Source organism: Conexibacter arvalis (assembly GCF_014199525.1).
Classification (GTDB): Bacteria; Actinomycetota; Thermoleophilia; order Solirubrobacterales; family Solirubrobacteraceae; genus Conexibacter; species Conexibacter arvalis.
This window is the reverse complement of the sequence record NZ_JACHNU010000001.1, coordinates 1413740-1438429: the sequence shown is the minus strand read 5'-3', so window position 1 is coordinate 1438429 and position 24690 is coordinate 1413740. Positions and strand designations below refer to the sequence as shown.

Genomic DNA, 24690 nt, shown 5'->3' with positions numbered 1-24690 from the left:
AACCCGCGGACTCGATTCAGTAGGAGAAGACGTCCGGCCCGAGGTCCAGGACGCTCAGCGCCGCCGCCATGATCTTGTCGTCGTTGACGATCGCCGCTCTCTCGAGCTGCTTGGCGTACGGCATCGGGACCTCGGCGAGGCCGACGCGCTCGATCGGCGCGTCGAGGTCGTCGAAGCAGGCGCGCTGGATGCGGCTGGCGATCTCGGCGCTGACGCCGTAGGTCGCCCAGCCCTCGTCGACGCAGAGCGCGCGGTTGGTCTTCTGGATCGACTTCGCGACCGTCTCGGTGTCGAGCGGGCGCAGCGAGCGGAGGTCGACCACCTCGGCGTCGACGCCGTGGTCGCGCTTCAGCCGCTCGGCGACTCTCAGCGCGCGCGTGGCCGCGAACGAGTGGGCAACGAGCGTGATGTCGGAGCCCTCGCGCGTGACGGCGGCCCTGCCGATCTCGACGACGCGGTCGGGATCGTCGGGGACCTCGCCTCTGACCTTGTAGCTCTGCAGGTTCTCGACGACGAGGATCGGGTCGTCGTCGCGGATCGCGGCCTTCATCAGGCCGTGGGCGTCGGCCGGGGTGCTCGGCGCGACGACCTTCATGCCGGGGGTGTGGGCGAAGAAGACCTCGAAGCTCTGCGAGTGCTGGGCCGTCAGCTGCGAGCCGCCGCCGTTGGGCGTGCGGATCACGAGCGGGCAGCCGACCTCGCCGCCGAACATGTAGCGGATCTTCGCCGCGTGGTTCACGACCTGGTCCATCGCGACGAGGATGAAGTTGAGCGTCATGATCTCGACGACCGGGCGCAGGCCCATCATCGCCGCGCCGATCCCGGCGCCGACGAAGCCCTCCTCGGAGATCGGCGTCTCGCGCACGCGGATCGGCCCGAACTCTCTGAAGAGGCCGGCGGTGACCTTGTAGGAGCCCTCGAAGACGCCGATCTCCTCGCCCATCAGGAAGACGTCCTCGTCGCGCAGCAGCTCCTCGCGCAGCGCGAGGCGGACCGCCTCGCGGTAGGTCATCGTGGTCGTGGACGGTGCGGGTGCGGTGGCGCTCATCTGCCGAGTCCTTCCAGGACGAGCTCGCGCTCGCCGAACGGGCTGCCGGGACCCATGCGCGAGAACTGCTCAGCGCTCTCCGGGTCGCCGTAGAGGTGTTGTGCGAGCGAGGAGACCGGCGGCTCGGGGCTCGCCTCGGCCGCCTCGACCGACTGCACGACGCGCTCCTCGACGCGCTTGTCGATCGCGTCGAGGTCGGCCGCGGTCGCGCGCCCCTCCTCGACGAGGCGCTCGCGGAAGAGGACGATCGGGTCGCGCTTCTTCCACTCCTCCATCTCCTCCTGCGTGCGGTACGCCGTGCCGGCGTCCGCGACGGAGTGGCCGCGGTAGCGGTAGGTGATGATCTCCAGCACGGAGGGCTTGCGCTCCTCGCGGGCCATCTCCAGCAGCCGCTCGGAGGCCTCGAGCACGGCCTCGACGTCCTGCCCGTCGACGCGCTCGCCGTGCATGCGGAAGGCGGCAGCGCGCTTGTAGAGGTCGGGCTCTCCGGAGGCCTTCTCGACGGAGGTGCCCATGCCGTACTTGTTGTTGAAGACGACGGTGACGAGCGGCAGGTCCCAGATCGCAGCGAGGTTGAGCGCCTCGTGCCAGGCGCCCATGTTGGTCGCCGCGTCGCCCATCTCGCACATCACGGCCGCTCTCTTGTCCTTGTAGGAGATCTCGAGCGCGGCGCCCGCGGCGAGCGGCAGCTGGCCGGCGACGATGCCCCAGCCGCCGAGGTAGCCCTTCGAGTAGTCGAGCAGGTGCATCGAGCCGCCGCGGCCGTGCGCGGAGCCGCCCTCGCGGCCGAACAGCTCGCCCATCACCTCGTCGGGGTCGACGCCCTTGGCGAGCGCGAGGCCGTGGGTGCGGTAGGAGGAGAAGAGGAGGTCCTCGTCTCTCATCGAGTGGACCGCGCCGACGGTGGCGCCCTCCTGGCCCGAGGCGAGGTGGCAGTAGCCGCCGATTCTCGCCCGCTTGTACTGCCGCTCGACCTCCTCCTCGAACAGGCGGATCAGCACCATCTGCTCGTACAGGTCGAGTCCGTGCCCGGTCTCCGGCGCCCCTCCCCCGCCTCGTCGCCGATCGCGGCGAGGTGTGGCTCGGGGCTTGGCTACGGAGCTGGATACGGAGGAGGACATGGGCGCACCTTGAGGGTAGCGACGGGCATTTCAAAGGCCAGGATAGGCAGCTCCCTCCGTTCGGGGGGGTCGTCTTGAGGCGTTCGTGTGCCGGTGGAAATCCCCCTCCGCCAGCCGGAACCGGCGGCGTCTCTCGCGAGAATCTGATAAGCGCGCGCTCACCCTTCGCCCGCGCGCCCGCTGAGCGATCATTCGAGGCCGATGACGCGCGAGTTCTGGGCCTCGAACATCTGCCTGCTCGGCCTCCAGGCCGCCGCCGTCGCGCTTCCGCGCGGCCACTCGCTGCCGGCGCTCGAGCGTCTCGCCGCGCGGCTCCGCAGCCCGTGGTGGGCGCTCGTCCCGCTCGCCTCGATCGCGCTCGTCGTGTGGGCCGTCAACGCCGAGGGGCAGACCGCCGACGCGCTCACGTGGCTGGCGCTGATCGCGATCCCGCCGCTGGCGGCAGCGGCGCTCGGCTGGACGATGCACGGCGGCCGACCGTCGCTGGCGCTGCTCGCGATCCCGCTGTTCGCGCTCGCCTGGCAGGCGCGCGAGGAGCTCCCGGGCGAGGCGGCCGCGTCGCTGCTGGTGATGCTCTCGTGCGTCACGCTCGGCGTGCTGCTGGTCTCCGTCGCGCCCCACGGCTGGCTGAAGGTCGGGATCGTGCTGATGGCGGTCGCCGACGCGATCCTGATCGGCGCCGAGACCCTGCAGCCGGCGAGCACCGTCCTGAACGCCGCCGCGCCGCCGGCCGAGCTGCCGCAGCTGCAGCGGGCCCACTTCGGCCACGCGGTGATCGGCTACGGCGACTACTTCATCGCCGGCGTCTTCGGCGCGCTCGTCGCCGCGGAGGGGCGGCGCCAGGGACGGATCGCGCTGATGACGCTCGCCTTCGCGCTCTGCTTCGACGTGCTCTTCATCTGGCTCGACACGCTCCCGGCGACCGTTCCGGTCGCGCTGGCGCTGCTCGCGACCGAGGCGGCGAGCCGCCGCAGACGCGCGCGAACGCGCCAGTAAGGGCCCGCGCGAGGCGGGTTTCAAGGGGAAATCCGCAACTCGGGCGCTGCTACGGTGTCCCAACTGTCGAGGATTCGCCCTGTGGAAGTCTCTGCCCTCAAGCACGCCGGCGTCGCCGGCATCCACGGCCGCTCGCCCTTGCTCCGTCTCCAGTCGGACGAGCGCCTGATCGCGCTCGTGCGCCGTGGCAACCACGGCGCCTTCGAGACGCTGGTGGGCCGGTATCAGTCGCGGCTGCTCTCGTTCTGCCGCCACATGCTCGGCTCCAGGGAGGACGCCGAGGACGTCCTGCAGGAGGTCTTCGCCGCGGCCTTCAACGCGATCCTGGCCGACGACCGGCCGATCAACGCCCGTCCGTGGCTGTACCGGATCGCGCGCAACCGCAGCCTCAACCATCTCCGCCGCCAGCAGCCGATCGGCGTCGACTCGATGGACGTCCACCTCGCCGAGCACGGCACGACGACGGCGGACAAGGTCCACAAGCGCGAGGAGTTCCGCGAGCTGATCGCGGACGTGCAGGACCTGCCCGAGACGCAGCGGACCGCGCTGCTGCTGCGCGAGATCGACGCGCTCTCCTACGAGCAGATCGCCGAGGCGATGGAGACGACGATCCCGAGCGTCAAGTCGCTGCTGGTGCGCGCCCGCGTCTCGCTCGCCGAGGCGGCCGAGGCGCGTCAGCTCTCCTGCGACGAGGTGCGGCTCGAGCTCGGCGAGATCGCCGAGGGCCTCAAGCGGCGCACGAGCCCGCCCGTCCGCCGCCATCTGCGCACGTGCGCGGGCTGCGCCGGCTTCCGCCAGCAGCTCAAGTCGACCAACAAGGCGCTCGCCGCCGTCATGCCGGTCGGCTTCGTGCTGGCGCTGAGAAAGGTCGTCCTCGCCAACCTCGGCATCTCGGCCGGCGCGGGCGGCGGCGCGAGCGCGACCGGCGCCGCCGGCGCCGCGGCCGGATCGGCCGTCGCCGGCACCGCGACCGGCGGCCTGATCTCCGCCGGCATGAGCACCGTCGCGACGAAGGCCGCCGCCGGCCTCGCCGCCGCTGCGCTCGTCACCGCCGGCGCCGTCGAGATCGAGCATCGCGTCCCGCGCGGCGACAGCTCGCCGCCGGCGCCGGTCTACGCGCAGGCTCCGGCCGGCGTGACCGCCGAGCCGACCGTCCACGCCGCCCCGAGCCACGTCCAGCGCGCGCTCGACGCACCGGTCAGAAGAGCGCCCGCGAGCGGCGCGACCGGCGAGGCGAGAAGAGCGCCGAGCGGGGAGTCCGCGGCCGCGGCGAGAGCGACCGAGACGGAGCCGGCCGCGACGACCACCACGACGACGCCGGCGCCGACGACGACCGCTCCGGCGACGACGACCCCGACCGCTCCGGCAGCGACGACGCCGGCGCCGCCGCCCGGCCAGACGCAGGTCGAGTCGGGGACGACCGCGCTCCCGGCCGAGCTGCCGGCCGACCAGCCGCCGCAGACCGTCGTCAGCGCCCAGCCGCCGACGACGACCGCCCCCGCTCCGCCGCCGACGACCGCGATCACGCCGCCGCCCGCGACGACCACTCCGGTCGAGCCGCCGCCGGCCGTCACCACCCCGGCCGAGCCGCCGGCGACGACCACCCCGACGGAGCCGCCGGCGTCGACGACGCCGGCCCCGCCGCCCGCCGGCGAGACGACGCCCAGCGCGCCGACGCCCGCGCCGTAACGGGACGTCAGCTGGCATCCGTCCCGACGCGATCGAGCCGCACCGCAGCTCCGTCGCGCCGAGCGGCGTCCGGCCCGCGCCGTCAGCGCGCGCGCCGCGTGGGGCCGGCTACGGCCCCGCTTCGCCGCCGACGACGAGCTGCCCGACCCGTCTGCCGTCGAGCGTGACCGCGTAGGTCCCGGCTCTCAGGCCCGGGAGGCGGATCGCTCTGCGTCCGCCGGCCGGCACGATCAGCCGCTGCGCTCTCGGCGCCTGGACGACGACCTCGCGGGCCGAGGCGTCGGGGTTGGCGACCGAGACCTCGATCGCGAGGAAGGGCGGGACGGTGATCGTGGGCGGCTCGAGGCGACCGTCCGCGATCGTGAAGGTGGCGGGGACGCGGACCGGCTCCTCCTGCGGCTTCTCGGCGCCTCGGTCCCCGCCGCGGTCGTCACCGCCGGGCCGCCCCGAGCCGTCGCCGGGCGGGGCCGTCGGCGTCGTCTCCGGCGGCAGCGGCGCCGTCGCGTCGGGCGGCGGGGTCGTGGCGGCCGGGGTGCTCGCGACCGGGCCCTCGCCGGTGACGGCGGGCGCCGGCTCCGCGGCCGTCGTGCTCGTCGTCGACGCGTCGTCGCCGCAGCCGCTCCACAGGAGCGCGGCGGCAGCCAGCGGGAGGATAGGAGTGAGGGGGCGGCGCATCGACCTGAGCCTAGTGATCGCGCCGGGCGTCGTCGGCCGGTCGCGCCCGCTAGCCTCACCGCGATGCGCGTCGCCGTCGTCGCCGAGTGGTACCCGTCGCCCGCGGACCCGGTGCTCGGCATCTGGGCGCATCGGCAGGCGCAGGCGGCACGCGCGGCCGGCGCCGACGTGCGCGTGCTCGCGATGCGCCGGCCGCTTCCGCCGCTGGCCGCGGCGCGGGCCGCGCTGTCGCTGCCGCCGCGGCTCGGGCCGCTGCGGGAGTGGGCCGCCGGCGTCGGCTCGAGCCTGCGGCCGTGGGAGCTCGACGGCGTCCCGATCGAGCCGGTCGCGTGGGCGGCGCCGCCGCGGCCGCTCAGCTACGGCGTCTGGGGCCGCTGGATGGCGCCGCCGCTCGCGCGCGCGCTCGACGCGCTGCACGCGCGCTGGCCCTTCGACCTCCTCCACGCCCACTGCGTCACGCCGCCCGGCTACGCGGCCGCCCGCTGGCTGGAGCGGCGCCGCGGGGCGCCCGGGCGCCCCGCGCTGGTCGTCTCCGCGCACGGCCCGGACATGATCCACGTCTACCGGCGCAGCCGCTGGGCGCGGCGCGACGCCGAGCGCGCCCTGCGCGCCGCCGACGTCGTCGCCGCCAACAGCGCCTGGGCCGCCAACCGCTGCGAGCAGATCGCGCGCGGCCCGTTGCCGGCGCGCGTGCTCCACCTCGGCGCCGACCTGCCGCCGGCGCGCCAGCCCGAGGCGCGCTCCGGCGAGCCGTTCACCGTCGCGACCGTCGCCCACCTCGTCGAGCGCAAGCGCCACGCGCTCGTGCTGCGGGCGCTGGCGCGGCTGCCGCGCGAGCGGCCGTGGGCGTACGAGGTGATCGGCGAGGGGCCGTGCAGAGCACCGCTGGAGGCGCTCGCGGCCGAGCTGGGGATCGCCGACCGCGTCCGCTTCCGCGGCCAGCTCGACCACCCCGACGCGCTCGCCGCGCTCGCCGCCTGCGACCTGTTCGCGATGCCCGGCGTCGAGGAGCCGTTCGGCGTCGCCTTCGTCGAGGCGATGGCCGCCGGCCTGCCGGCGATCGGCACCGCCGGCGAGGGCGGTCCCGAGGACATCGCCGCCGCCGGCCCGGGGCTGGAGCTCGTCCCGCGCGACGGCGAGGCGGCGGTCGACGCGCTCGCCGAGCGCCTCGCGGCGCTGGCCGCCGACCGCGCGGCGGCCGCCCGCCTCGGCGCCGCCGCCCGCACCACGGTCGAGCGGTGCTTCACGTGGGAGCGGTGCGGCGCCGCGACCGTCGACCTCTACCGCGAGGCGGCCGCCCGCGCCGCGGGAGCGGCGGCATGAGCGCCGCCCCCGACCACCTCGCCCGCGACGCCGCCCGCCCCGGAGCGGAGGCGGCGGCGTGAGCGCGCCCGACGTCCTGATCGTCTCGCTCGGGACGACGAAGGGGCTGCGCGTCGCCGACGAGGGGCTCGCGGAGCAGCTGCGGGAGGCTGGCGCGACCGTGGCGCTCGCCGCGACGGGAATCGGCCTGACCGACGGGCTGCGGCGCGGCTATCCGGTCAACGACCTCGTCGAGGCGCTCGCGGCCCGCCGCGCGATCGCGAGCGCCGTCGCGCGCGAGCGGCCGCGCGCGGCCGTGATCTCGACGACGACCGCCGCGCTGCTCGCCCCGTCGCTCGGCGTGCCGTTCGCGATCCGCTTCGACTCGCCGGCGGTCCTCAACCGCACCGGGGCGCGCAACGCGCTCCTCCACCCGCTGGAGCGTCGCGCGATGGAGCGGGCCGCGATGCTGCTGCCGGCGAGCACCGCGGCCGCCGCGCCGCTGACGGTCGCGACCGAGACGGTCGTCGTGCCGATCCCCGTGCGCGCGACGAGCGACGAGCCGGCCGCGCCGCGCGAGCGGGTCGCCGTCGCCTACGCCCCGGACCCGCGCGCGAAGGGCCTCGACCTGCTCTGCGCCGCCTGGGCCGAGGCCGCCCTCCCCGACGCGCGTCTCGACGTCTACGGGATCCCGCCGGAGAGCGCGCGGGAGTTCCTCGCGCGGCGCGGCGTCACGGCCCCGCGGTCGCTGCGCTGGCGCGGCATGGTGCCCGCCGGCGAGTTCCGCGCGGCGCTGCGCTCGGCCGCGGCGTTCGTCAGCGCCGCGCGCTGGGAGGACTACGGGCAGGCGGCGCTGGAGGCGATGGCCGACGGGACGCTGCCGGTCCTCTCCCCCGCCGGCGGCGCGTACGAGGCGCTGCCGCTGGCGCGTGCGCTCGACCCCGCGCTCGTCGCCGCCGACCTCGCGCCGGCCTCGCTGGCAGCGGCGCTGCGCCATGCCTTCTCGCTGCCCGAGCCGGCCGCCGCCGGGCTGCGCGTCCGCGCCGCCGCGGCGCTGCGCGACTACGCCCCCGACCGCGTCGTCGCCCGCCTCGCCGCCGACGTCCTCCCGCGCCTGCTCGGCTAGCTCAGTCGCCGACGTCCGTCTGCGCCTGCTCCGCCAGCTGGCCGCCCGGCCGGCGCCGATGCCATCGCGCGGGGATCGGCGGCGGCGGGCGATCCGCGGCGGTCGGTCATCTCGCGGCGCGCTCGGCGGCGAGGCGGGCGGCGGCGGCGAAGGCGGCGACGCCGTCGCGCGCGACCCGCGCCTCGAGCTCGCGGCCGCGGGCGCCGAGGCGGGCGCGCAGGGGCGCGTCGTCGGCGAGGCGGCGCAGCGCGGCGGCGATCGCGTCGACGTCGAGCGGGTCGACGAGCAGCGCGTTCTCGCCGTCGAGCGCGACGTCGCCGGCCGCGCCGGCGACGCGGCTGCAGACGATCGGCAGCGCGGCAGCGGCCGCCTCGCGGACGACGACGCCGAACGGCTCGTAGCTGCTCGCGAGCACGAAGGCGTCGGCGCGGGCGTAGGCGGCCGGCAGCGCCGCCGCGTCGGTGTGGCCGGCGAAGCGGACGTCGACCCCCGCGCGGATCGCGCGCGCCTCCAGCTCGGCGCGCAGCGGCCCCGTCCCGTGGACCTCCAGCAGCGCCCGCTCGGGTCCCAGCCCCGCCACGGCGAAGGCGTCGATCAGCCGCTCGTAGTTCTTGTCGGGCACCAGCCGCCCGACCGCGACGAAGCGAACCGGCGCCGCACCGCCGCCGGGGCCGCTTCGCGCCGCTCCGCCACCCGCCGCGCCGGCTCCCTCCGCCGCCCCGCCGCCGTCCCCCGTCCCGGCGTCCCCGCGCGGTCGCTCGATCGCGCGCAGGGGCGCGCTGTCGGCGCTCTGGACGCTGACGAAGACCCGCTCGGGCGGCACGCCGAGGGCGAGGAAGCGGTCGCGGGCGCGGCTGCTGGCGGCGATGCAGACGTCGGCGCGCCCGGCGACGAGCCGCTGCAGCCGCCGGTGCTTGTCCGAGAGCGACCGCTCCGCCTCCGGGGTCAGCTCCGAGAAGATCGCGTAGCCGCGGCGGCGCAGCCGACACCAGGCGAGCGTCCGCAGCGAGGTCGGCCCGTACTCCCACGCGACGACCGCGTCGGCGCCGAAGCGCGACAGAGCCCGCTCCAGTCCGCGCGGCCAGACGACCGGCGTGCGGCCGGGCCGCGCCCGCTGCCACGAGCGCAGGTGCTCGGCCGGATAGACGTGGCGCTCGGGGAACCACTCCCCCGGCGCGTCCCAGCCCGGCTGGCGGCGGGCCTGGTAGACGACCCGCAGATCGATCCCGTCGACGCGCGACAGCGCCGCGAACAGCGGCTCCCGGTACGGCATCGGCACCGGCGGCACGACCGCGACGCGGGTCATCGCCCGCGCTCCCGCGCCGCCCGTTCCGCCGCGGCGTACGCGTCGACCAGCGCGGCGTACTGCGCCTCCGGCGTGTGCCGCGCGCGCGCCCGCGCCAGCGCCTCCTCGCCGCGCCTCGCCCGCTCGGCGGGGTCGTCCCACAGCGCCCGCAGCGCCCGCGCCCACGCCGCCTCGTCGCGCGCCGGCAGCGCCGCCCCGGGGCCGACCAGCTCCGGCAGGCCGCCGAGGTCGCTCGCGAGCACCGGCACGCCGTCGGCGAGCGCCTCGACGACCGCCATCGGGCAGGCCTCCTCCCAGCGCGACGGCACGAGCACGACCGCCGCGCCGCGTCGCTCGGCCGCCATCCGCTCGCCGTCGATCCGGCCGAGGAACGTCACCTCCGCCCCGTCGGCGAGTCCCCGCAGACGCCGCTCGTCGGGCCCCTCGCCGGCGATCCGCAGCGGGACGCCGGCCGCGCGGGCGGCCGCGATCGCCATGTCGAAGCCCTTCTCCTCGACCAGCCGCCCCGACGCCAGCGCGTAGCGGCCCTCCGCCGCGCCCGACGCAGCCGCGACCGCGGCGACGGCGTTGGGGACGACGTCGACGCGCGACCGCGGGACGCCGAACGCCGCGAGGATCTCGGCCTGCGCCGCGCCGACGGCGACGAAGCGGTCGACCAGCTCCAGCAGCCGCGGCTGCTGCGCCGACAGCGCAGCCGCGTAGACGGCGGCCTCCGGCAGCGAGCCGCGGCAGTTGTGGCGCAGGCCGGGACGAGTGTCGCGCCCGTGGCAGCGATGGCACGGCCGGCCCTCGCGGTAGGCGACCCCGATCGCGCACGTGAAGCGATAGTTGTGGAGGTGCAGGACGACCCGCGCACCGGCGTCGCGCCCGGCCGCCAGCGCACGCCAGCCGAACAGCGGGTGGATGTTGTGGGCGTGGAGCACGTCGGCGCCGTGCGCCGCGATCGCCGCGCGCACCTGCTCCTCCCCGACGCCCCCGCGCAGGAGCGCCCGCGCGGCCGTCACGCGCCCGCTCTCGGCGCTGTCGCGCTCGCAGCGCGCGACGGCGTGCCCGCGGTCGCGCAGCAGCGCCTCCAGCTCGTCGACGACCCGCTCCTCGCCGCCGGCGGCGCGATAGCGGTTGTGCAGCAGGAGCACGCGCTCCCGGCGCGACACCCCCGCGCTACTCCCCGACCGAGAAGAGCGCCTCGAGGTCGTGTCTGGAGTAGACCTCGAAGGCGACCATCGTCTGGGTCTTCACGATCCCCGGCAGGCGCGACAGCCTCTCCGTGACGACGTGGGCGAGGTCGTCCTGCTCGCGCAGGCGCAGGATCGCGGCGAAGTCCCACTCGCCGGTCACCGAGTACGCCTCCGCGACGCCGGGGATCTCGGCGAGCTGGCCGCCGAGGTCGGCGAGCGCGGTGCGCTCGGCCTGGACGAGGACGATCGCGTGCGTCATGCCGACCACGACTCCCCGGGCGCGAGCACGACGACCTGCGAGGAGCTGGCCGCCTCGGCGTCGGCCTTGAACGCCTGCACGTCGGTCTCGATCGGCGGGAAGGTGTCGTAGTGGACGGGGATCACGGTCTTGGCGCCGACCAGCTTGACGGCCTCGACGGCGTCGTGGCGGTCCATCGTGTAGTGGCCGCCGATCGGCACGAGCGCGACGTCGATCTCGCGGTTGCGGCCGACCAGCGCGAGGTCGGAGAAGAGGCAGGTGTCGCCGAGGTGGTAGATCGTCTTGCCGCCGAGCTCGATCACGAGGCCGGCCGGCGTGTGGGCGGTGCCGCTGGGGCTGACGCCGGTGTGCCACGCCGGCACGAGCTTGACCGAGCCCCAGTCGAAGGCGATCGTCCCGCCGAGGTTGGGGTCGCGGACGTCGACCCCCTGCCCGCCGATCTCGTTGGCCAGCTCGACGATCGCGACGACCGTCGCCCCGGTCCGCTGCGCGATCGCGACGGCGTCGCCGAGGTGGTCGCCGTGGCCGTGCGACAGCAGGATCGCCGTCGCGTCGAGCTCGTCGGCGCTGACGGCGGCTCTCGGGTTTCCGCTCAGGAACGGGTCGACGAGCACGGTCGTGTCGCCCTCCCGCAGCGAGATCGCGGCGTGGCCGAGGAATCGAAGCTCCATCTCACTCACCCTTCGTCGGAGTTCTCGTTCGCTTCGAGCGTGCGCGCCAGCTCGAAGCCCACCGCGACGCCGACGAGCATCCCGAGGCGGGTCTCCTCCGCCACGAGCGTGCTGATCGCGACCTTGCGCTGCTCGACGTCGGGCTCGCCGGCCGCGGCGCCGACCGCCTGGTCGTGGACGTCGCCGAACCAGCCGCCCTGCGACAGCGCCTCGTTGAGCACTCTCTGGAGCTGCGGCGCCGCGCGGGTGACCAGCTCCTGCGCGTGGCGCAGGCGCTCCTCGTCCGTCAGCGATGCGACCGCGGCGTCGATCTCGGCATCGGTGTAGGCGCGGTCGGCCATTGCGAGCATCGTAGCGTCGCGGCGCCCTCGCGCCGCGTCCGGTCCGGCGCGGCGGCGCCGTCAGCCGGCGCGGCGGCGCGAGAGCGGCAGGCCGAGCAGCAGGCCGACGAGCAGCCCCGTCGCCCCGGCGAGCGCGTCGGCGGTCGTCACCACGACGGGGAGGAGCAGCAGCACGACGGCGATCGTCGCGGCGCCGAGCAGGTCGCCCTCGATCTCGCGGCCGCGCCGCAGGTCGAGCATGTCGGGCACGGCCCACGCCGCGACGAGGGCGAGCGCGCCGCCGTTGCCGCCCATCGCGATCAGCGACGAGTCGGTCGCCCACACGACGGCGAGGCCGCCGGCGGCGCCGAGCAGGAACAGCGCGAGCACGACGAGCGGCCCGTGGCGGCGCTCCAGCAGCCAGCCGAAGACGGCGATCGCCGCGATCGTGACGAAGGCGTAGCCGGTGCTCTCGTAGGAGAACGCGGCGGTGAGGACGGTCCACCACTCGCTCGGGCCGCCGATGACGGCGTCGCCGGCGACGACGAAGTGACGCGGCGAGATGACGTCGGAGCGCAGCAGGATGAAGAGGACGGCGCTGGCGAGCACGATCGCGGCGGTCGCGTACGGCCGCGAGTCGATGCGGATCCCGGGGATCTCGCCCCGCCGCAGCGGTCCGAGCGACGGCGACGGCGCGCGCCGCGCCTTTCTCGGCTTCTCCTTCGGGCGGCCGCCTCTGTCGAGCTTCGGCGCGCGCTTGCGCAGCCGGTTGCCGCAGTACGGGCATTCGGTGATGTACGGGCTGACCTCCGACCCGCAGCTCTTGCAGATGACGAACAGGTCAGGACCGCCGCTGCTCACGCGATCAAGTCTAGTCCCCGGAGGGGGTTCCGGGGCGCTCACTCGACCGCTCGCGGCGGAACGCTCACACGGCCGTCGCGGCGACGATCTCGCCGACGACCTCGCGCAGGTCCTGGTTGGCCTCGTGCACGACCAGCTGGCGCGCGGCGCCGTTGCCGCGCTCCAGCAGGTCCTCGATGCCCTCCAGCTCCCGCGCCGAGCCGAGGTCCTGCGCATGCTCGCGGAGGCGATCGAGCAGCCGGCGCGCGAGGTCGCGCGTGCGCACGCGGTCGGTCCGCGGCAGGTCGACCAGCTCGCCGTCGAGCCCGTGGCGCGCCGCCAGCCACTTGTTCTCGTCGATCATCTGGTGCGGGTACTTCGACAGCCGCTTGCCGGCCTCGAAGTGCTCGGCCAGCTCCTTGACCATCGCCTGGATCAGCGCCGCGAAGCCGATCGTGTGCTCGACCCGCGTCTGCGCGTCCATCACGCGGACCTCGACAGTGCCGAGGTTGGGATGCGGCCGCACGTCATACCAGAGGTAGGTGTAATCCTCGATGACTCTGGAGCGCATCATGAAGGCGATCTTGGCCGCGTAGTCGTCCCAGTCGTCGTAGGTCGGCGGGATCCCGTTGCGCGGGAAGGCGCGGAAGATCGGCGTGCGCGTCGAGGCCAGCCCGGTCGCGTCGGCGCGCCAGAACGGCGAGTTGGCCGACAGCGCCAGCAGCACGGGCAGGTGGATCCGCATCCCGTTGGCGACGTGGATCGCCTTGTCGGCGTCGTCGAGGCCGACGTGGACGTGCTGGCCGAAGATGATCTCCTGGCGCGCGACGAACTTGAGGTCGCTGATCAGGTCGCGGTAGCGGGTCCGCGCGACGATCCGCTGCTCCTCCCACATCGCGAACGGGTGCGTGCCGGCCGAGCCGATCGCCAGCCCGCGGCCGGCGGCGGCGTCGATCACTCTGCGCCGCAGCGCCCGCAGCTCGCGCTCGGCGGCGGCCGCGTCGGGCTGCGGCGAGGTCGCGATCTCCAGCACCGACTCCATCAGCTCGGGCTTGACCTGCTCGCTCGCCGAGTCCTCCAGCAGGCCCTCGATCGCGTTCACCAGCTCCAGCGTCTCGGCGTCGAGGATCATCAGCTCCTCCTCGATGCCGATCGTGTAGTTGGGCCCGGTGAAATGCGCCGCGACGGCCGGCTGAGCCGAAACGCGACCGATCTGCTCGGAGCCGTCAGGAGCTTTAGACTCAACTGTCACTTCGCGCAATTCCTCCACCGACACTGAGGACGGTTTCATGGCTCTCGGCTACGACGGCAAGCTCTACATCCTCGCGTTCGACCACCGCGGTTCCTTCCAGAAGAAGATGTTCGGCATCGAGGGTGATCCGACGCCGGAGCAGACCGCCACGATCGCCGACGCGAAGCAGCTGATCTACGAGGGCATGGCGCTCGCCTCCGAGCGCGGCGTCGAGGCCACCGCGGTCGGCGTCCTCGTCGACGAGCAGTTCGGCGGCGACATCCCCGCCGAGGCGAAGGCGAAGGGCCTCAAGCTCGCGATGCCGGTCGAGAAGAGCGGCCAGAACGAGTTCGACTTCGAGTACGGCGAGGAGTTCGGCGCGCACATCGAGAAGTTCGACCCCGACTTCTCCAAGGTCCTCGTCCGCTACAACCCCGAGGACCCCGACGTCGAGATGAACAAGCGGCAGCTCGACCGTCTCAAGACGCTCGCCGACTGGCTCCACGCCAACGGCCGCAAGTTCCTGTTCGAGCTGCTGGTCCCCGCGACCGAGGCGCAGTTGGCGGCCGTCGGCGGCGACACCGACCGCTACGACGCCGAGCTGCGCCCGGAGCTGATGCGCCGCGCGATCGAGGAGATCCAGGAGTTCGGCATCGAGGTCGACATCTGGAAGATCGAGGGCGTCGACGCCCAGGCCGACGCGCGCACGCTCGCGGAGCAGACGCGCAAGGGCGAGGGCCGCGAGGGCGTCGTCTGCGTCCTGCTCGGCCGCGGCGCCAGCGACGCGAAGGTCGACCACTGGCTGCGCGAGGCGGCGCCGGTCGACGGCTTCGTCGGCTTCGCGATCGGCCGCTCGATCTGGTGGGACAGCCTCAGAGGCTTCCTCGACGGCTCGGTCTCGCGCGAGGACGCCGCGTCGAAGATCGCCGACAACTACCTCCGCTTCATCAAGGTCTACGAGCAGCAGGAAGTCCACTAGGTACCGCCGTTCCCCGGCGCCCGGTTCCCCAAGCGCGGAGCCGTGCGCCGGGTTGCGCGCGACTTCGCGGCGATCCGCGCACGCGATCGCCGCCGTCGCGCTCCGGCCGCCTGACGCCCATTAGGCTCGGGCGCCGTGACCTGGCCCCGCGCCCTCCCCTGGATCGCCCTCCTGCTCGCCGCCGCGCTCGTGTTCGGCGACGTCGCGCTCCCCGGCTGGCTCGGCGGCGGCGACAGCGACCTCAGACCGGGCGGCAGCGCCGTCGCGCGGGTCGCGCGCGTCGTCGACGGCGACACGATCGCGGTCGATCTCGACGGCCGCGACGAGCGCGTCCGCTACATCGGCGTCGACACGCCGGAGACGGTCAAGCCGAATGCGCCGGTCGAGTGCTTCGGCAAGGCCGCCCACCAGCTCAACGCCCGTCTGCTCGCCGGCGCCTCGCAGGTCGTCCTGCGCTTCGATCGCGAGCTGCGCGACCGGTACGGCCGGCTGCTCGCCTACGTCTACCGCGACGGGCAGGCGCAGTCGGTCAACGCCCGGCTCGTCGCGGCCGGCGCCGCGCGCACGCTGAAGATCAGCCCGAACACGAGCCACGCGACGGAGCTCGCGCGGCTGCAGGCCGACGCCCGCGCCGCCGGGCGCGGCCTCTGGGGCGCCTGCTGAGCGGCGCCGCAGTCGGCACGCCGGCGCTCGCAAGCGGGCGCGCCGGCAGCCCCTTCGGCGCATCATGCGGGACCGTCGACGCGGGCCGCCGAGATCCTGCCGATCGGAGCCGTCGGCGTCAGAGCGAATGCTAGGCTTCTGCCCTTCATGAAAGTGCGTCAAAGCCTCGCCCAGTTCGAGCAGGCCTTCTACGAGGAGGCGGCGCTCGACCGCTCGCGCCGGGAGCGCCTCGCCTCCAAGGCCGCCCACCGCACCCGCCAGCGGGAACTGGAGAAGATCCACAAGCGCGGCTCGATCCGCTACGTGCTGCTCGTGCTCACGCTGATCGCGACGGCCGTCGTCGTCACGATCGCGATGTTCGAGACGCTGTACCTGGTGATGGGCTGACCGCTTCGCGGCCGCCCGCCCGTCACCGTCACCGCAGGCAGTGCTGACCCGCCCGCGCGGTGCCGCAGCTCAGGAGTCGTCGCCGTCTCCCAGCTTCCTCAATGCAGCGTCGACCTCGGCCTTGGCGCCCTCGCCCGCCGCCAGGTTCTCCTGCTGGATCTCGAGGTAGACCTCCCTGCGGAAGACCGGGACGTCACGCGGCGCCTGGATTCCGATCCGGACCTTCTCTCCCATGATCGCCAGCACCGACACCTCTATGTCGTCGCCGATCATGATGCTCTGGTTGGACTTGCGCGTAAGGACCAGCATTGCGCTCTCTGCCTCCCTGCTGCATGGTGGCCGGACGCGACCGGGGAGGGCGAGTCAAACGTGACAACCGGTCGCTCAGGAACCAAGCATAACGAGCAGATGCAGCGCTCTTGACATTTCCTCCCGCTTTCCTTCTGCCTCGGGGCGGGTCGTCCGCAACGCACTTTCCGCTAGTGTCCGCGCGCGATGGCACGACGTTCACTTCGTCCCCAGCTCAATCAGATCCGCCAGTGGGTCCGTCAGGGCCGCACTGATGCGTGGATCGCGCACCAGCTCGAAGTCACGACGCAGCAGATCGCCTCCTTCAAGAAGGAGAACGAACTCGTCGCCGACGAGGTCGACACCGAAGCGGGTGCCGATTTCGACGACGAGATCGATCTCCGCGCGGAGGACGACGCGCTGATCGCCGCTGAACTCGAAGCCGCGCAGGCCGCCAAGGCCAAGGCCGAGGCGGAAGCCGCCGAGGCGAAGGCCAAGGAAGAGGCCGCAAAGGCCAAGGCCCGGAAGCAGCAGGCGTCCGACGACGAGGACGGCGAGAAGCCGTCGCGTCGCCGCGGTCGCCGTGGCGGGCGTGGGCGCCGCAAGGCGCACACGGGCCCGCTCGAGGGAACGTTCGACCACGGCGAGGAGGGCTACGGTCTGTGGCTCGATCCCGCCGTCCAGGACGATCCGGTCTACGCCGAGCACTGGGCGGGTCACCGCCCGATCGAGATCACGATCGAGGAAGATCAGATCGTGATCCGCCGCGTCGGCGAAGACGACGACGAGTAGCACAGGGCGCGCGGGGCTCTGGGGAGCCCCGCCAACCCTCATCCACGGTCGAGCGGCTCAGCCTGCTCGTCGAGCTCCTCGCGCGTGCGGCGCCGGCCGCCGGACCAGTCGACCGCCTCGCGCACGTAGCGCGAGAAGGCGGCTCCGCCGACCGTCTGCGCATCCCACGCGTCGGGGTCGTGCGGGACGGTGCGCATCGCGACGTCGAGCACCCAGTCGCTGCCGGCGCTGTAGAGCGCCGCCAGCTCGTCGGTCGTGAAGGCCCCGCCGAGGCGCCGGCGCAGCTCGTCGACGACCGCGTCGGTCACCCGCTCGAGCTTCGCGCGCTCCGCGGGGTCGGCCGCGCGCAGCCGGCGCTGGCCCTCGTCCCACAGCTGCAGAGCGGTGTCGGTCTCCATCGGCTCCAGGGTACCCGCGCCGCCGCGTCGGCGACCGGCGGTCTCAGACGCCGGCGCGCCGGACGCTCACTCGTCGTCGGGCAGGCCGCTGACGACGTACGGCCGCTCGCCCGGCCTCACCATCCCGAGGCGCCGCGCCTCGGTCTCGACGGTGCGGGGGTCCTTCAGCTCGCGCGTGCGCTCGACGAGCGCCTCGTGCTCGCGCTCGAGCCGCTCCAGCTCCGCCTGCTTGGCGTTGGAGTCGCGCCAGGTCGACACGTACGAGCGCGCCGGCTGCACGTACAGCGCCACCACCGCCACGAGCAACAGCAGGAGCGCGACCCGCCCGACGCGGTCCCAGCGGACGCGCATCGCGGCGGCGCCGATCGCGGTCTGGGCGGGCGGGCGCGGCTCGGCGCGGCGACGGTCTCGGCGGGGCGGCACGGCGGGCGGCATCCCCCACCCTTCGCCCGCCTCCCGCGATCTCCTCCCGCGCCTGGACGATGCAACGGGCCGCCCGTCCGAGCGCCGACGCGGCGGCGCGCGATGCGCCGCCGCACGGCGATGCGCTCGGTTACTGACCCTTGAACGCGGTGCGGCCGGGGAAGACGGCGTCGGCGCCGAGCGCCTCCTCGATCCGCAGCAGCTGGTTGTACTTCGCGACGCGGTCGGAGCGGGCCGGCGCGCCGGTCTTGATCTGGCCGCAGCCGGTCGCGACGGCGAGGTCGGAGATCGTCACGTCCTCGGTCTCGCCGGAGCGGTGGGACATCACCGCCGTGTAGCCGTTCTCGCGCGCGAGCTTGATCGCGTCGAGCGTCTCGGTCAGCGTGCCGATCTGGTTGACCTTGATGAGGATCGAGTTGGCGACGCCGGCGTCGATGCCGCGCTTGAGCCGCTGGCTGTTGGTGACGAAGAGGTCGTCGCCGACGAGCTGGATCTTGGCCCCGAGCCGGTCGGTCAGCGTCGACCAGCCGCCCCAGTCGCCCTCGTCCATGCCGTCCTCGATCGAGACGATCGGGTAGCGGCCGGCCATCTCGGCCCAGTAGGCGGCCATCTCCTCGGCGGTCAGGCTGCGGTTCTCGTGCTCGAGCACGTAGCGGCCGTTGGAGTAGATCTCGCTGGTCGCCGGGTCGAGCGCGATCGCGACCTGCTCGCCCGGCGTGTAGCCGGCCGCCTCGATGCCGCGCACCAGCACCTGCAGCGCCTCCTCGTTGGAGCCGAGGTCGGGCGCGAAGCCGCCCTCGTCGCCGACGGCGGTGCTCAGGCCCCGGTCGTGCAGCTGCTTCTTCAGGTGGTGGTAGATCTCGGTCCCCCACTGGAGCGACTCCGCGAAGGAGGAGGCGCCCCACGGCACGATCATGAACTCCTGAAAGTCGACCTTGTTGTCGGCGTGCGCGCCACCGTTGAGGACGTTCATCATCGGCACCGGCAGGATGTGCGCGGCGTCGCCGCCGAGGTAGCGCCACAGCGGCTGGCGCTCCTCCGCCGCGGCCGCGTGGGCCGCCGCCAGCGAGACCGCGAGCGTCGCGTTGGCGCCGAGGCGGGACTTGCTCGGCGTGCCGTCGAGGTCGATCAGCAGCCGGTCGATGCCCGCCTGGTTGGTCGCGTCCTTGCCGCGGACGGCGGTGGCGATCTCGCCGTTGACGTTCGCGACCGCCTTGGAGACGCCCTTGCCGACCCAGGCGTCGCCGCCGTCGCGCAGCTCGGTCGCTTCGTACTCGCCCGTCGAGGCGCCCGAGGGGACCGCGGCGCGGCCCCACGCCCCCGAGCGGAGGCTCAGCTCGACCTCGACCGTCGGGTTGCCGCGGCTGTCGAGGATCTGACGAGCGTGGACGTGCTCGATCTGGCTCATGCGTCTCGGTCTCCTGGTTGATGTTCGTTCATGCGCGCCCGCGCGTAGAGGGCGAGCTGCTCGTCGGGGGTCAGCTCGTTCCAGTCGTGCCCGGAGCGCTCCGCCAGCGCCGCGGCGTGCTCGACGCGCCCGCGGAACCGCTCGCTCGCGGCGCGCAGCGCCAGCTCCGGATCGACCTTCAGCTTGCGGGCGACGTTGACGGCGGCGAACAGCACGTCGCCGACCTCGTGGAAGCGCGCGTCGCGCGCCCGCTCGCCCTCGGCGCCGGCGACCTCGCCCAGCTCGTCGAGCTCGTCGCGGACCGACTGCAGCGGCCCCTCCACGCCGGGGAAGTCGAAGCCGCTCGTCGCGGCGCGGCGCTGGACCTTGCGCGCGTGCAGCAGCGACGGGAGGTTCTCGGGCACCTCGGCGAAGATGCCCCGCTCGCGCCCCTCCTCGCCCTGCTTGATCTTGTCCCAGTTGCGCAGCACCTCGCCGGCGGTGCTGACGCTGTCGGCGTCGACGGCCAGCGCGGCGGCCGTCTCATCGCTGTCGGGCGGAAAGATGTGCGGGTGGCGGCGGATCAGCTTCCGCCGCGTGTTGTCGGCGACCGCGGCGAGGTCGCCGGCGCCGCGCTCCTCGAGCAGGAGCGAGAGGAAGTGGACCTGGAAGAGGACGTCGCCGAGCTCGTCGAGCAGCTTGCCGTCGTCGCGACGGTTGGCGGCGTCGGCGAGCTCGTACGCCTCCTCGACCGTGTGCGGGACGATCGAGCGCTCGTCCTGCTCGCGGTCCCACGGGCATTCCCGCCGCAGGCGGCGGGTCAGCTCGTCGAGGCGCAGCAGCGCCTCCTGGATCTCCGATCGGCTCACGACGCGGCAGACTACCCAGCGGCCTGCCGCGCCGTCGCCGCGAGGGCTATCTGTCTTCTCTCGACGGGACGACTTCGCCGCCGGCCGTCGAGGTGGTTCTCGGTCTCGGAGCGTTGCCGCAGATCTGCGGGATCACGTAGCCGGTGCGGCAGTTGGTCTTCTCCGACCACCGCTCCTGGAACTCTCTGCCGAATCTCGTCAGCTCGGCCTGGCCCTTGGTCTGCTCGAGCTGCGCTCTGATCGCCTCTCTGGAGTCCTCCAGCGAGTTCTGTCTCGCGGGCGTCACTCTCGTCACGCGCACGATGTACCAGCCGAACTGACCTCTCACCGGACCGACGATCGTGTCGACTCTGGCGTTGAAGGCGGCCGTGTCGAGCGCTCTGTCCTGCTGGCCTCTGGCGACGCCGAGCAGTCTGCCGCCGTTGCCTCTGGAGAGCGCGTCGGTCGAGAATCTTCTCGCCGCCTCGGCCCATCTCATGCCGCCCTCGATCGCTCTCTTGGCCTCCTCGGCCTGCGCCTCGGTTCTCGTCAGGACGATCTCGAGGTCACGGCGCTCCGGAACGGCGAACTGCTCTCTGTTTCTGTTGTAGTACTCGGTGATGTCGGCCTGCGTGACGTCGCCGGCCTCTCTCTGGATCTTCTCGGTGATTCTCGCCGGCAGCTCCTGGAGGCGCATCTGGAACAGCAGGTCCTCCTCCGTCATGCCGCTGCTTCTGAGGAATCTCTCGTAGTCCCCTCTTCTCGGGAACTGCGCTCTCTTGGCCTCGTCGAGTCTTCTCTGAACCTCGGCGTCGGTGACTCTGATGCCGAGCTCCTCGGCCTCGTCCTCGAACCAGATCGCCTGGATCAGCGTCGCCATGACCTGGTTTCTGACCTGCTCGTCGAGCTGTCTGCACTGCGCTCTGGCGGCCGAGTCGCTCGGGACTCTCTGTCCTCTGACTCTTCTCGCCTGCTCCTGGATGCCGGCGACGCATCTCGCGTAGGAGGGCGGATCCGGGACGACCGGCGCACCGTTGCTTCTGGCCATGATGCCGACCCAGCGCTCGTATTCAGCCTTGGTGACGGGCGTGCCGTCGACTGAAGCGACGGCGTTGCTGGGAATGTCGTTGCTGTCGTCGTCACCGCCGCAGGCGGCGACGGTGAACGAGAGCATGAAAAAGGCGCTGAGCGCCAGGAAGATGCGCACTGTCTTGGTCACGGGCGTGAGCACTGTACAGGACTCTCCTTGCTCGTTGCGTCAGTTCAACCGATTATTAGACGATCTTTAGTGATTGCCCGCTGACGTGCCATTCAGGCTGCCTCGCGAGTGACCGCGAGCAGCACGTCGGCAGCGCGCACGACCGCCGGAAAACGCGCGGCCGGATCGTCCGGCACGCGCACAGACAACTGCGACTTCCCCGATTCGTACAACGCCTCCGGGATCTCCTCGCGCATCCGCTTCGCCCTGCGCGAGTCGAGCTCGATCGGCGTGACGGCGAGCCTACCGGCTCGGAAGCTCACCGCGCGAGCGCCAGCCTCGCCGAGCTTGATGCGGGCCTGCTGCAGCAGCAGCAGGTTGTGCAGCGGCTCGGGCGGCTCGCCGAAGCGGTCGGCCAGCTCGGACTTGAGCTCGTGCAGCTCGGCGACCTCGCGCGCGCCCGCGATCCGGCGGTGGACGTCGATCTTCGCCTGCTCGTAGGGGATGTAGTCGGCCGGCACGTAGGCGTCGACGTTGACGTCGAGCCGGACCGGCTCCGGCGCCTCCTCGCGGCGGCCGTCGCCGTCGAGCTCCGCGACGGCCTCGTCGAGCATCTGCATGTACAGCTCGAAGCCGAGCGCGGCGACGTGGCCGGACTGCTCGTCGCCGAGCAGGTTGCCGGCGCCGCGGATCTCGAGGTCGCGCATCGCGACCTTGAAGCCGGCGCCGAGCTCGGTGTAGTCCGACAGCGCCGACAGCCGCTGCGCCGCGTCGGCGGTCAGCGAGGCGGCGGAGGGGTAGAGCAGGTAGGCGTAGGCGCGCTCGCGCGAGCGGCCGACGCGGCCGCGGATCTGGTAGAGCTGCGAGAGGCCGAACATGTCGGCGCGCTCGACGATCAACGTGTTCGCCTGCGGGATGTCGATCCCGGACTCGATGATCGAGGTGGCGACGAGCACGTCGGCCTCGCCGCGCAGGAAGCGCAGCATCCGCTTCTCCAGCTCCCTCTCGTCGAGCTGGCCGTGGGCGACCTCGAAGGTCGCCTCCGGGCAGAGGCCGCGCAGACGCTCGGCCGTCTCGTCGATCGACTCGACGCGATTGTGGAGGAAGAACGCCTGGCCGCCGCGCGTTCGCTCGCGCTCGATCGCCGCCTTCACGAGCTGCTCGTCGTACTCGCCGACGTAGGTCTTGACCGGCCGCCGCCCCTCCGGCGGCGTCTCGATCACCGAGATGTCGCGGATGCCGGCGATCGACATCTGCAGCGTGCGCGGGATCGGGGTCGCCGACATCGCTATCACGTCGACCTTCAGCTTCAGCTGGCGCAGCAGCTCCTTCTGCTTGACGCCGAAGCGCTGCTCCTCGTCGACGATCAGCAGGCCGAGGTCCTTCGGGCGCACGTCGCGCGACAGCAGCCGGTGGGTGCCGACGAGGATGTCGACCCTGCCCTCGACGAAGGCGTTGATCGCCGCTCTCTGCTCCGCCACCGGGCGGAAGCGCGAGACGTGCTCGATCGTGAACGGGTAGTCCTTCAACCGCTCCGAGAAGGTGCCGTAGTGCTGTTGGGCGAGGATCGTCGTGGGGACAAGGACCATCACCTGTCTGCCGTCGTTGGCGGCCTTGAAGGCGGCCCGCAGCGCCACCTCCGTCTTGCCGTAGCCGACGTCGCCGCAGATCAGGCGGTCCATCGGGCGGGCCGTCTCCATGTCGGCCTTGACCTGGTCGATCGCCTCGCGCTGGTCGGGTGTCTCGCGGTAGGGCCAGGCGTCCTCGAACTCGCGCATCCAGTCGCTGTCGGGCGGGAAGGCGTGGCCCTCGCGGCGCTTGCGCTCGGCGTAGAGGTTGAGCAGCTCGCCGGCCATCTCCTGCGCCGCCCTGCGTGCCCGCGCCTTGAGCGTGTCCCAGCGTCTGCCGCCGAGCTTCGAGAGCGGCGGGTGGTCGCCGCCGGCGCCGACGTAGCGCGAGATCTTCGCGAACTGGTCGACCGGCATGAAGACCTTGTCGCTGCCGGCGTACTCGAGCTCGAGGTAGTCGCGCGTGACGCCGGCGACCGTCTTGGTGTCGAAGCCGGCGAAGCGGGCGAGGCCGTGGTCCTCGTGGACGACGATGTCGCCGGTGCGCAGGTCGGTGAAGGAGCGCAGCGCGCCGCGGCGCGTGCCGGCGGCGCCGCGGCCGGCGGTGCGGGCCGGGCGGCGGTGGAACAGCCGGTGCTCGGGCAGCACCGCCAGTCTGAAGCCGGGGGCGACGAAGCCGTCGCGCAGCCGCGCCTCGACGAACGCGAGGTCGGCGCCGCGCGGGGCATCGCCGTCGACCCAGCGGACCTTCATGCGGCCGAGGTTGTAGGCGGCGCGCTCGCCCTCCCCTCTGCGGCCGAACGCGACGACCGTGCGGTAGCCGGAGCGGACGAGCTTCTCCAGCTCCGGCTCGGCCTCCTTGACGCCGCGCGCGGCGACGTCGGCGGTCTGTCCGCGGAACGCGAGCGACTGGCCGGAGTCGATCGAGGAGAGGTGGATTCTCGCGCGCTCGCCGAGCGCCGCCTCGACCGCCTCCGGCGCGACGTAGAGGTCGTGCGCGTCGTCGGCGTGGAAGGCGGTGCAGACGTCCTGCCAGTGGTCCTTCAGCGCCGGCGCGATCTCCTCCTCGGCGGCGATCAGCACGGCCGCGTCGGGGACCAGCTCGAGCATCGCGTGGAAGTCCTTGACCGGCAGCAGCTCGGCGACGTCGGGGCGGGCGTCCGGGTCCTCGAGCGCGGCGATCTCGGCCAGCTCGCGATGCTCGGCGGCGAGCTCGGCGGCCGGCGCGACCTCGACCGTCTCGGCGTCGCCGAGCGAGCGCTGCGTGAAGGTCGAGAACCACCGCAGCGACTCGATCTCGTCGCCGAACAGGTCGACGCGGACCGCGCGGTCCTCGGTCGCCGGGTAGAGGTCGAGCAGGCCGCCGCGGATCGCGAACTGGCCGCGGTCCTCGACCTGGTCGACGCGCTCGTAGCCGGCCGCGACGAGATCCTCGGCGGTCTCGTCGAGGTCGAGCAGCTCGCCGACGGTCAGCGTGAAGCCGTGCGGGCGCAGCGCCGGGTCGGGGACCTTCTCCGACAGCGCGACCGCGGAGACGACGACGACCGGCGCCGCCGCGTCGGCCGGCCGCTCGCCGACGAGCGCGTCGAGCGCCGCGACGCGGAGGCCGACGAGGTGCGGCGGCGGCGCGAGGTGGGACTCGTAGGCGACGCCGCGGGAGGGATAGATGCGGACCGGGCGGGGATGGAGCCACGTGCGCAGGTCGGCGGCGAGGTCGCGCGCCTGGCGGTCGTCACCCGCGACGACGAGCAGCGGGCGGGCGGCGTCCTGCTCGGCGAGCGCCGCGACGACGTACGGGCGCAGCGACTGCGAGACGAAGGCGCGACCGCCGTCGCGCCCGAGCGCGGTCGCCGCAGGGTCGTCGGCGGCGTATGCGAGGAGTGGCTTCAGCATTGAACGAGGACAGGCGCAGCGACCGCGAGGAGCGGCCGGCGCCTTGCGCTAAGTCTAGGGCGTGATTCTCATCCGGGGCTAAGCAACCGGACCGCGGCCCCCGC

At 73.5% G+C, this 24690-nt stretch carries 25 protein-coding genes; 8 read left to right on the top strand and 17 right to left on the bottom strand.

Features of this window, described 5'->3' with window-relative positions:
• Nucleotides 1-16 precede the first annotated feature (16 nt).
• Both BDZ31_RS06725 and BDZ31_RS06720 read right to left on the bottom strand, forming a co-directional pair.
• The gene (locus BDZ31_RS06725) at nt 17-1048 is read right to left on the bottom strand and encodes an alpha-ketoacid dehydrogenase subunit beta (RefSeq protein WP_183340209.1); all 1032 of its coding nucleotides are present in this window, start codon (nt 1046-1048) and stop codon (nt 17-19) included.
• Nucleotides 1045-2052, bottom strand: coding sequence for a thiamine pyrophosphate-dependent dehydrogenase E1 component subunit alpha (locus tag BDZ31_RS06720; RefSeq protein WP_183340206.1), 1008 nt, complete (start codon nt 2050-2052; stop codon nt 1045-1047). Before BDZ31_RS06720 ends, BDZ31_RS06725 begins: the two co-directional genes overlap by 4 nt.
• A gap of 318 nt (nt 2053-2370) precedes the next feature.
• Here BDZ31_RS06720 and BDZ31_RS06715 point away from each other — a divergent pair, with 318 nt between their 5' ends.
• Nucleotides 2371-3165, top strand: coding sequence for a hypothetical protein (locus BDZ31_RS06715; RefSeq protein WP_183340204.1), 795 nt, complete (start codon nt 2371-2373; stop codon nt 3163-3165).
• 81 nt (nt 3166-3246) lie between these two features.
• Nucleotides 3247-4854: a sigma-70 family RNA polymerase sigma factor gene (locus tag BDZ31_RS06710; RefSeq protein WP_183340202.1), complete on the top strand. Its 1608-nt coding sequence runs from the start codon at nt 3247-3249 to the stop codon at nt 4852-4854.
• Between the two features lie 108 nt (nt 4855-4962).
• Here the strand turns inward: BDZ31_RS06710 and BDZ31_RS06705 are convergent, their stop codons facing one another.
• Complete coding sequence (locus BDZ31_RS06705) at nt 4963-5529, bottom strand: cupredoxin domain-containing protein (protein ID WP_183340200.1); 567 nt, start codon at nt 5527-5529, stop codon at nt 4963-4965.
• Between the two features lie 63 nt (nt 5530-5592).
• Here BDZ31_RS06705 and BDZ31_RS06700 point away from each other — a divergent pair, with 63 nt between their 5' ends.
• Nucleotides 5593-6852: a glycosyltransferase gene (locus BDZ31_RS06700; RefSeq protein ID WP_183340198.1), complete on the top strand. Its 1260-nt coding sequence runs from the start codon at nt 5593-5595 to the stop codon at nt 6850-6852.
• A gap of 58 nt (nt 6853-6910) precedes the next feature.
• A complete protein-coding gene (locus BDZ31_RS25865; protein ID WP_183340196.1) occupies nt 6911-7957 on the top strand; it encodes a glycosyltransferase in 1047 nt (348 codons plus the stop codon).
• Nucleotides 7958-8063: 106 nt separating this feature from the next.
• Here BDZ31_RS25865 and BDZ31_RS06690 read toward each other — a convergent pair whose 3' ends face one another.
• The 7 genes from BDZ31_RS06690 to BDZ31_RS06660 form a co-directional block, all read right to left on the bottom strand.
• Complete coding sequence (locus tag BDZ31_RS06690; protein ID WP_183340194.1) at nt 8064-9263, bottom strand: glycosyltransferase family 4 protein; 1200 nt, start codon at nt 9261-9263, stop codon at nt 8064-8066.
• Complete coding sequence (locus BDZ31_RS06685) at nt 9260-10417, bottom strand: glycosyltransferase (RefSeq protein ID WP_183340192.1); 1158 nt, start codon at nt 10415-10417, stop codon at nt 9260-9262. The genes BDZ31_RS06690 and BDZ31_RS06685 overlap by 4 nt, the downstream gene beginning before the upstream one ends.
• Before the next feature lie 7 nt (nt 10418-10424).
• Nucleotides 10425-10700, bottom strand: coding sequence for an Lrp/AsnC family transcriptional regulator (locus BDZ31_RS06680; RefSeq protein ID WP_183340190.1), 276 nt, complete (start codon nt 10698-10700; stop codon nt 10425-10427).
• Nucleotides 10697-11371 (bottom strand): metal-dependent hydrolase, encoded by a 675-nt coding sequence (locus BDZ31_RS06675; RefSeq protein ID WP_183340188.1) that lies wholly within the window; start codon nt 11369-11371, stop codon nt 10697-10699. The genes BDZ31_RS06680 and BDZ31_RS06675 overlap by 4 nt, the downstream gene beginning before the upstream one ends.
• Nucleotides 11372-11376: 5 nt before the next feature.
• Entirely contained in the window at nt 11377-11712 is a 336-nt protein-coding gene (locus BDZ31_RS06670) for a hypothetical protein (protein WP_183340186.1), read from the bottom strand.
• A 60-nt stretch (nt 11713-11772) separates the two neighbouring features.
• Nucleotides 11773-12552, bottom strand: a complete 780-nt coding sequence (locus BDZ31_RS25860; protein ID WP_183340184.1) for a rhomboid family intramembrane serine protease — start codon at nt 12550-12552, stop codon at nt 11773-11775.
• Between the two features lie 64 nt (nt 12553-12616).
• Nucleotides 12617-13783 carry a carboxylate-amine ligase gene (locus BDZ31_RS06660; RefSeq protein ID WP_343075530.1) on the bottom strand — a complete coding sequence of 389 codons (1167 nt, stop codon included), beginning with the start codon at nt 13781-13783 and terminating at the stop codon, nt 12617-12619.
• Nucleotides 13784-13820: 37 nt separating this feature from the next.
• On the opposite strand from BDZ31_RS06660, the gene BDZ31_RS06655 reads away from it, so the two are divergent.
• The 3 genes from BDZ31_RS06655 (at nt 13821) to BDZ31_RS06645 (ending at nt 15791) form a co-directional block, all read left to right on the top strand.
• Entirely contained in the window at nt 13821-14741 is a 921-nt protein-coding gene (locus tag BDZ31_RS06655; RefSeq protein WP_183340182.1) for a 2-deoxy-5-keto-D-gluconate 6-phosphate aldolase domain-containing protein, read from the top strand.
• Between the two features lie 135 nt (nt 14742-14876).
• Complete coding sequence (locus tag BDZ31_RS06650) at nt 14877-15404, top strand: thermonuclease family protein (protein WP_221242831.1); 528 nt, start codon at nt 14877-14879, stop codon at nt 15402-15404.
• 147 nt (nt 15405-15551) lie between these two features.
• Nucleotides 15552-15791 carry a hypothetical protein gene (locus BDZ31_RS06645; RefSeq protein ID WP_183340180.1) on the top strand — a complete coding sequence of 80 codons (240 nt, stop codon included), beginning with the start codon at nt 15552-15554 and terminating at the stop codon, nt 15789-15791.
• Between the two features lie 69 nt (nt 15792-15860).
• Here the strand turns inward: BDZ31_RS06645 and csrA are convergent, their stop codons facing one another.
• Nucleotides 15861-16100, bottom strand: a complete 240-nt coding sequence (csrA, locus tag BDZ31_RS06640; RefSeq protein WP_183340178.1) for a carbon storage regulator CsrA — start codon at nt 16098-16100, stop codon at nt 15861-15863.
• A gap of 186 nt (nt 16101-16286) precedes the next feature.
• Here csrA and BDZ31_RS06635 point away from each other — a divergent pair, with 186 nt between their 5' ends.
• On the top strand, nt 16287-16871 hold the full coding sequence (locus tag BDZ31_RS06635) for a hypothetical protein (protein ID WP_183340176.1): 585 nt from the start codon (nt 16287-16289) through the stop codon (nt 16869-16871).
• Between the two features lie 38 nt (nt 16872-16909).
• Here the strand turns inward: BDZ31_RS06635 and BDZ31_RS06630 are convergent, their stop codons facing one another.
• From BDZ31_RS06630 to mfd, 6 genes are all read right to left on the bottom strand, one after another.
• Nucleotides 16910-17269 (bottom strand): hypothetical protein, encoded by a 360-nt coding sequence (locus BDZ31_RS06630; protein ID WP_183340174.1) that lies wholly within the window; start codon nt 17267-17269, stop codon nt 16910-16912.
• Between the two features lie 66 nt (nt 17270-17335).
• Nucleotides 17336-17692 (bottom strand): septum formation initiator family protein, encoded by a 357-nt coding sequence (locus BDZ31_RS06625; protein WP_183340171.1) that lies wholly within the window; start codon nt 17690-17692, stop codon nt 17336-17338.
• A gap of 130 nt (nt 17693-17822) precedes the next feature.
• Nucleotides 17823-19100 carry a phosphopyruvate hydratase gene (gene eno, locus BDZ31_RS06620; protein ID WP_183340169.1) on the bottom strand — a complete coding sequence of 426 codons (1278 nt, stop codon included), beginning with the start codon at nt 19098-19100 and terminating at the stop codon, nt 17823-17825.
• A complete protein-coding gene (gene mazG, locus BDZ31_RS06615) occupies nt 19097-19948 on the bottom strand; it encodes a nucleoside triphosphate pyrophosphohydrolase (protein ID WP_183340167.1) in 852 nt (283 codons plus the stop codon). The genes eno and mazG overlap by 4 nt, the downstream gene beginning before the upstream one ends.
• 46 nt (nt 19949-19994) lie before the next feature.
• Nucleotides 19995-21146, bottom strand: coding sequence for a peptidyl-prolyl cis-trans isomerase (locus BDZ31_RS06610; RefSeq protein ID WP_343075529.1), 1152 nt, complete (start codon nt 21144-21146; stop codon nt 19995-19997).
• Nucleotides 21147-21238: 92 nt separating this feature from the next.
• Nucleotides 21239-24586: a transcription-repair coupling factor gene (gene mfd, locus BDZ31_RS06605; protein ID WP_183340163.1), complete on the bottom strand. Its 3348-nt coding sequence runs from the start codon at nt 24584-24586 to the stop codon at nt 21239-21241.
• Nucleotides 24587-24690 lie beyond the last annotated feature (104 nt).

Excerpts from the sequence above, each read along its gene's own strand:
- eno (WP_183340169.1), bottom strand. The coding sequence starts at position 19,100 with ATGAGCCAGATCGAGCACGTCCACGCTCGTCAGATCCTCGACAGCCGC.
- BDZ31_RS06635 (WP_183340176.1), top strand. The coding sequence starts at position 16,287 with ATGGCACGACGTTCACTTCGTCCCCAGCTCAATCAGATCCGCCAGTGG.
- mfd (WP_183340163.1), bottom strand. The coding sequence starts at position 24,586 with ATGCTGAAGCCACTCCTCGCATACGCCGCCGACGACCCTGCGGCGACC.
- BDZ31_RS06705 (WP_183340200.1), bottom strand. The coding sequence starts at position 5,529 with ATGCGCCGCCCCCTCACTCCTATCCTCCCGCTGGCTGCCGCCGCGCTC.
- BDZ31_RS06690 (WP_183340194.1), bottom strand. The coding sequence starts at position 9,263 with ATGACCCGCGTCGCGGTCGTGCCGCCGGTGCCGATGCCGTACCGGGAG.
- csrA (WP_183340178.1), bottom strand. The coding sequence starts at position 16,100 with ATGCTGGTCCTTACGCGCAAGTCCAACCAGAGCATCATGATCGGCGAC.
- BDZ31_RS06700 (WP_183340198.1), top strand. The coding sequence starts at position 5,593 with ATGCGCGTCGCCGTCGTCGCCGAGTGGTACCCGTCGCCCGCGGACCCG.
- BDZ31_RS06670 (WP_183340186.1), bottom strand. The coding sequence starts at position 11,712 with ATGGCCGACCGCGCCTACACCGATGCCGAGATCGACGCCGCGGTCGCA.
- BDZ31_RS06720 (WP_183340206.1), bottom strand. The coding sequence starts at position 2,052 with ATGGTGCTGATCCGCCTGTTCGAGGAGGAGGTCGAGCGGCAGTACAAG.
- BDZ31_RS06680 (WP_183340190.1), bottom strand. The coding sequence starts at position 10,700 with ATGACGCACGCGATCGTCCTCGTCCAGGCCGAGCGCACCGCGCTCGCC.
- BDZ31_RS06630 (WP_183340174.1), bottom strand. The coding sequence starts at position 17,269 with ATGGAGACCGACACCGCTCTGCAGCTGTGGGACGAGGGCCAGCGCCGG.
- BDZ31_RS06725 (WP_183340209.1), bottom strand. The coding sequence starts at position 1,048 with ATGAGCGCCACCGCACCCGCACCGTCCACGACCACGATGACCTACCGC.
- BDZ31_RS06715 (WP_183340204.1), top strand. The coding sequence starts at position 2,371 with ATGACGCGCGAGTTCTGGGCCTCGAACATCTGCCTGCTCGGCCTCCAG.
- BDZ31_RS06675 (WP_183340188.1), bottom strand. The coding sequence starts at position 11,371 with ATGGAGCTTCGATTCCTCGGCCACGCCGCGATCTCGCTGCGGGAGGGC.
- BDZ31_RS06645 (WP_183340180.1), top strand. The coding sequence starts at position 15,552 with ATGAAAGTGCGTCAAAGCCTCGCCCAGTTCGAGCAGGCCTTCTACGAG.
- BDZ31_RS06655 (WP_183340182.1), top strand. The coding sequence starts at position 13,821 with ATGGCTCTCGGCTACGACGGCAAGCTCTACATCCTCGCGTTCGACCAC.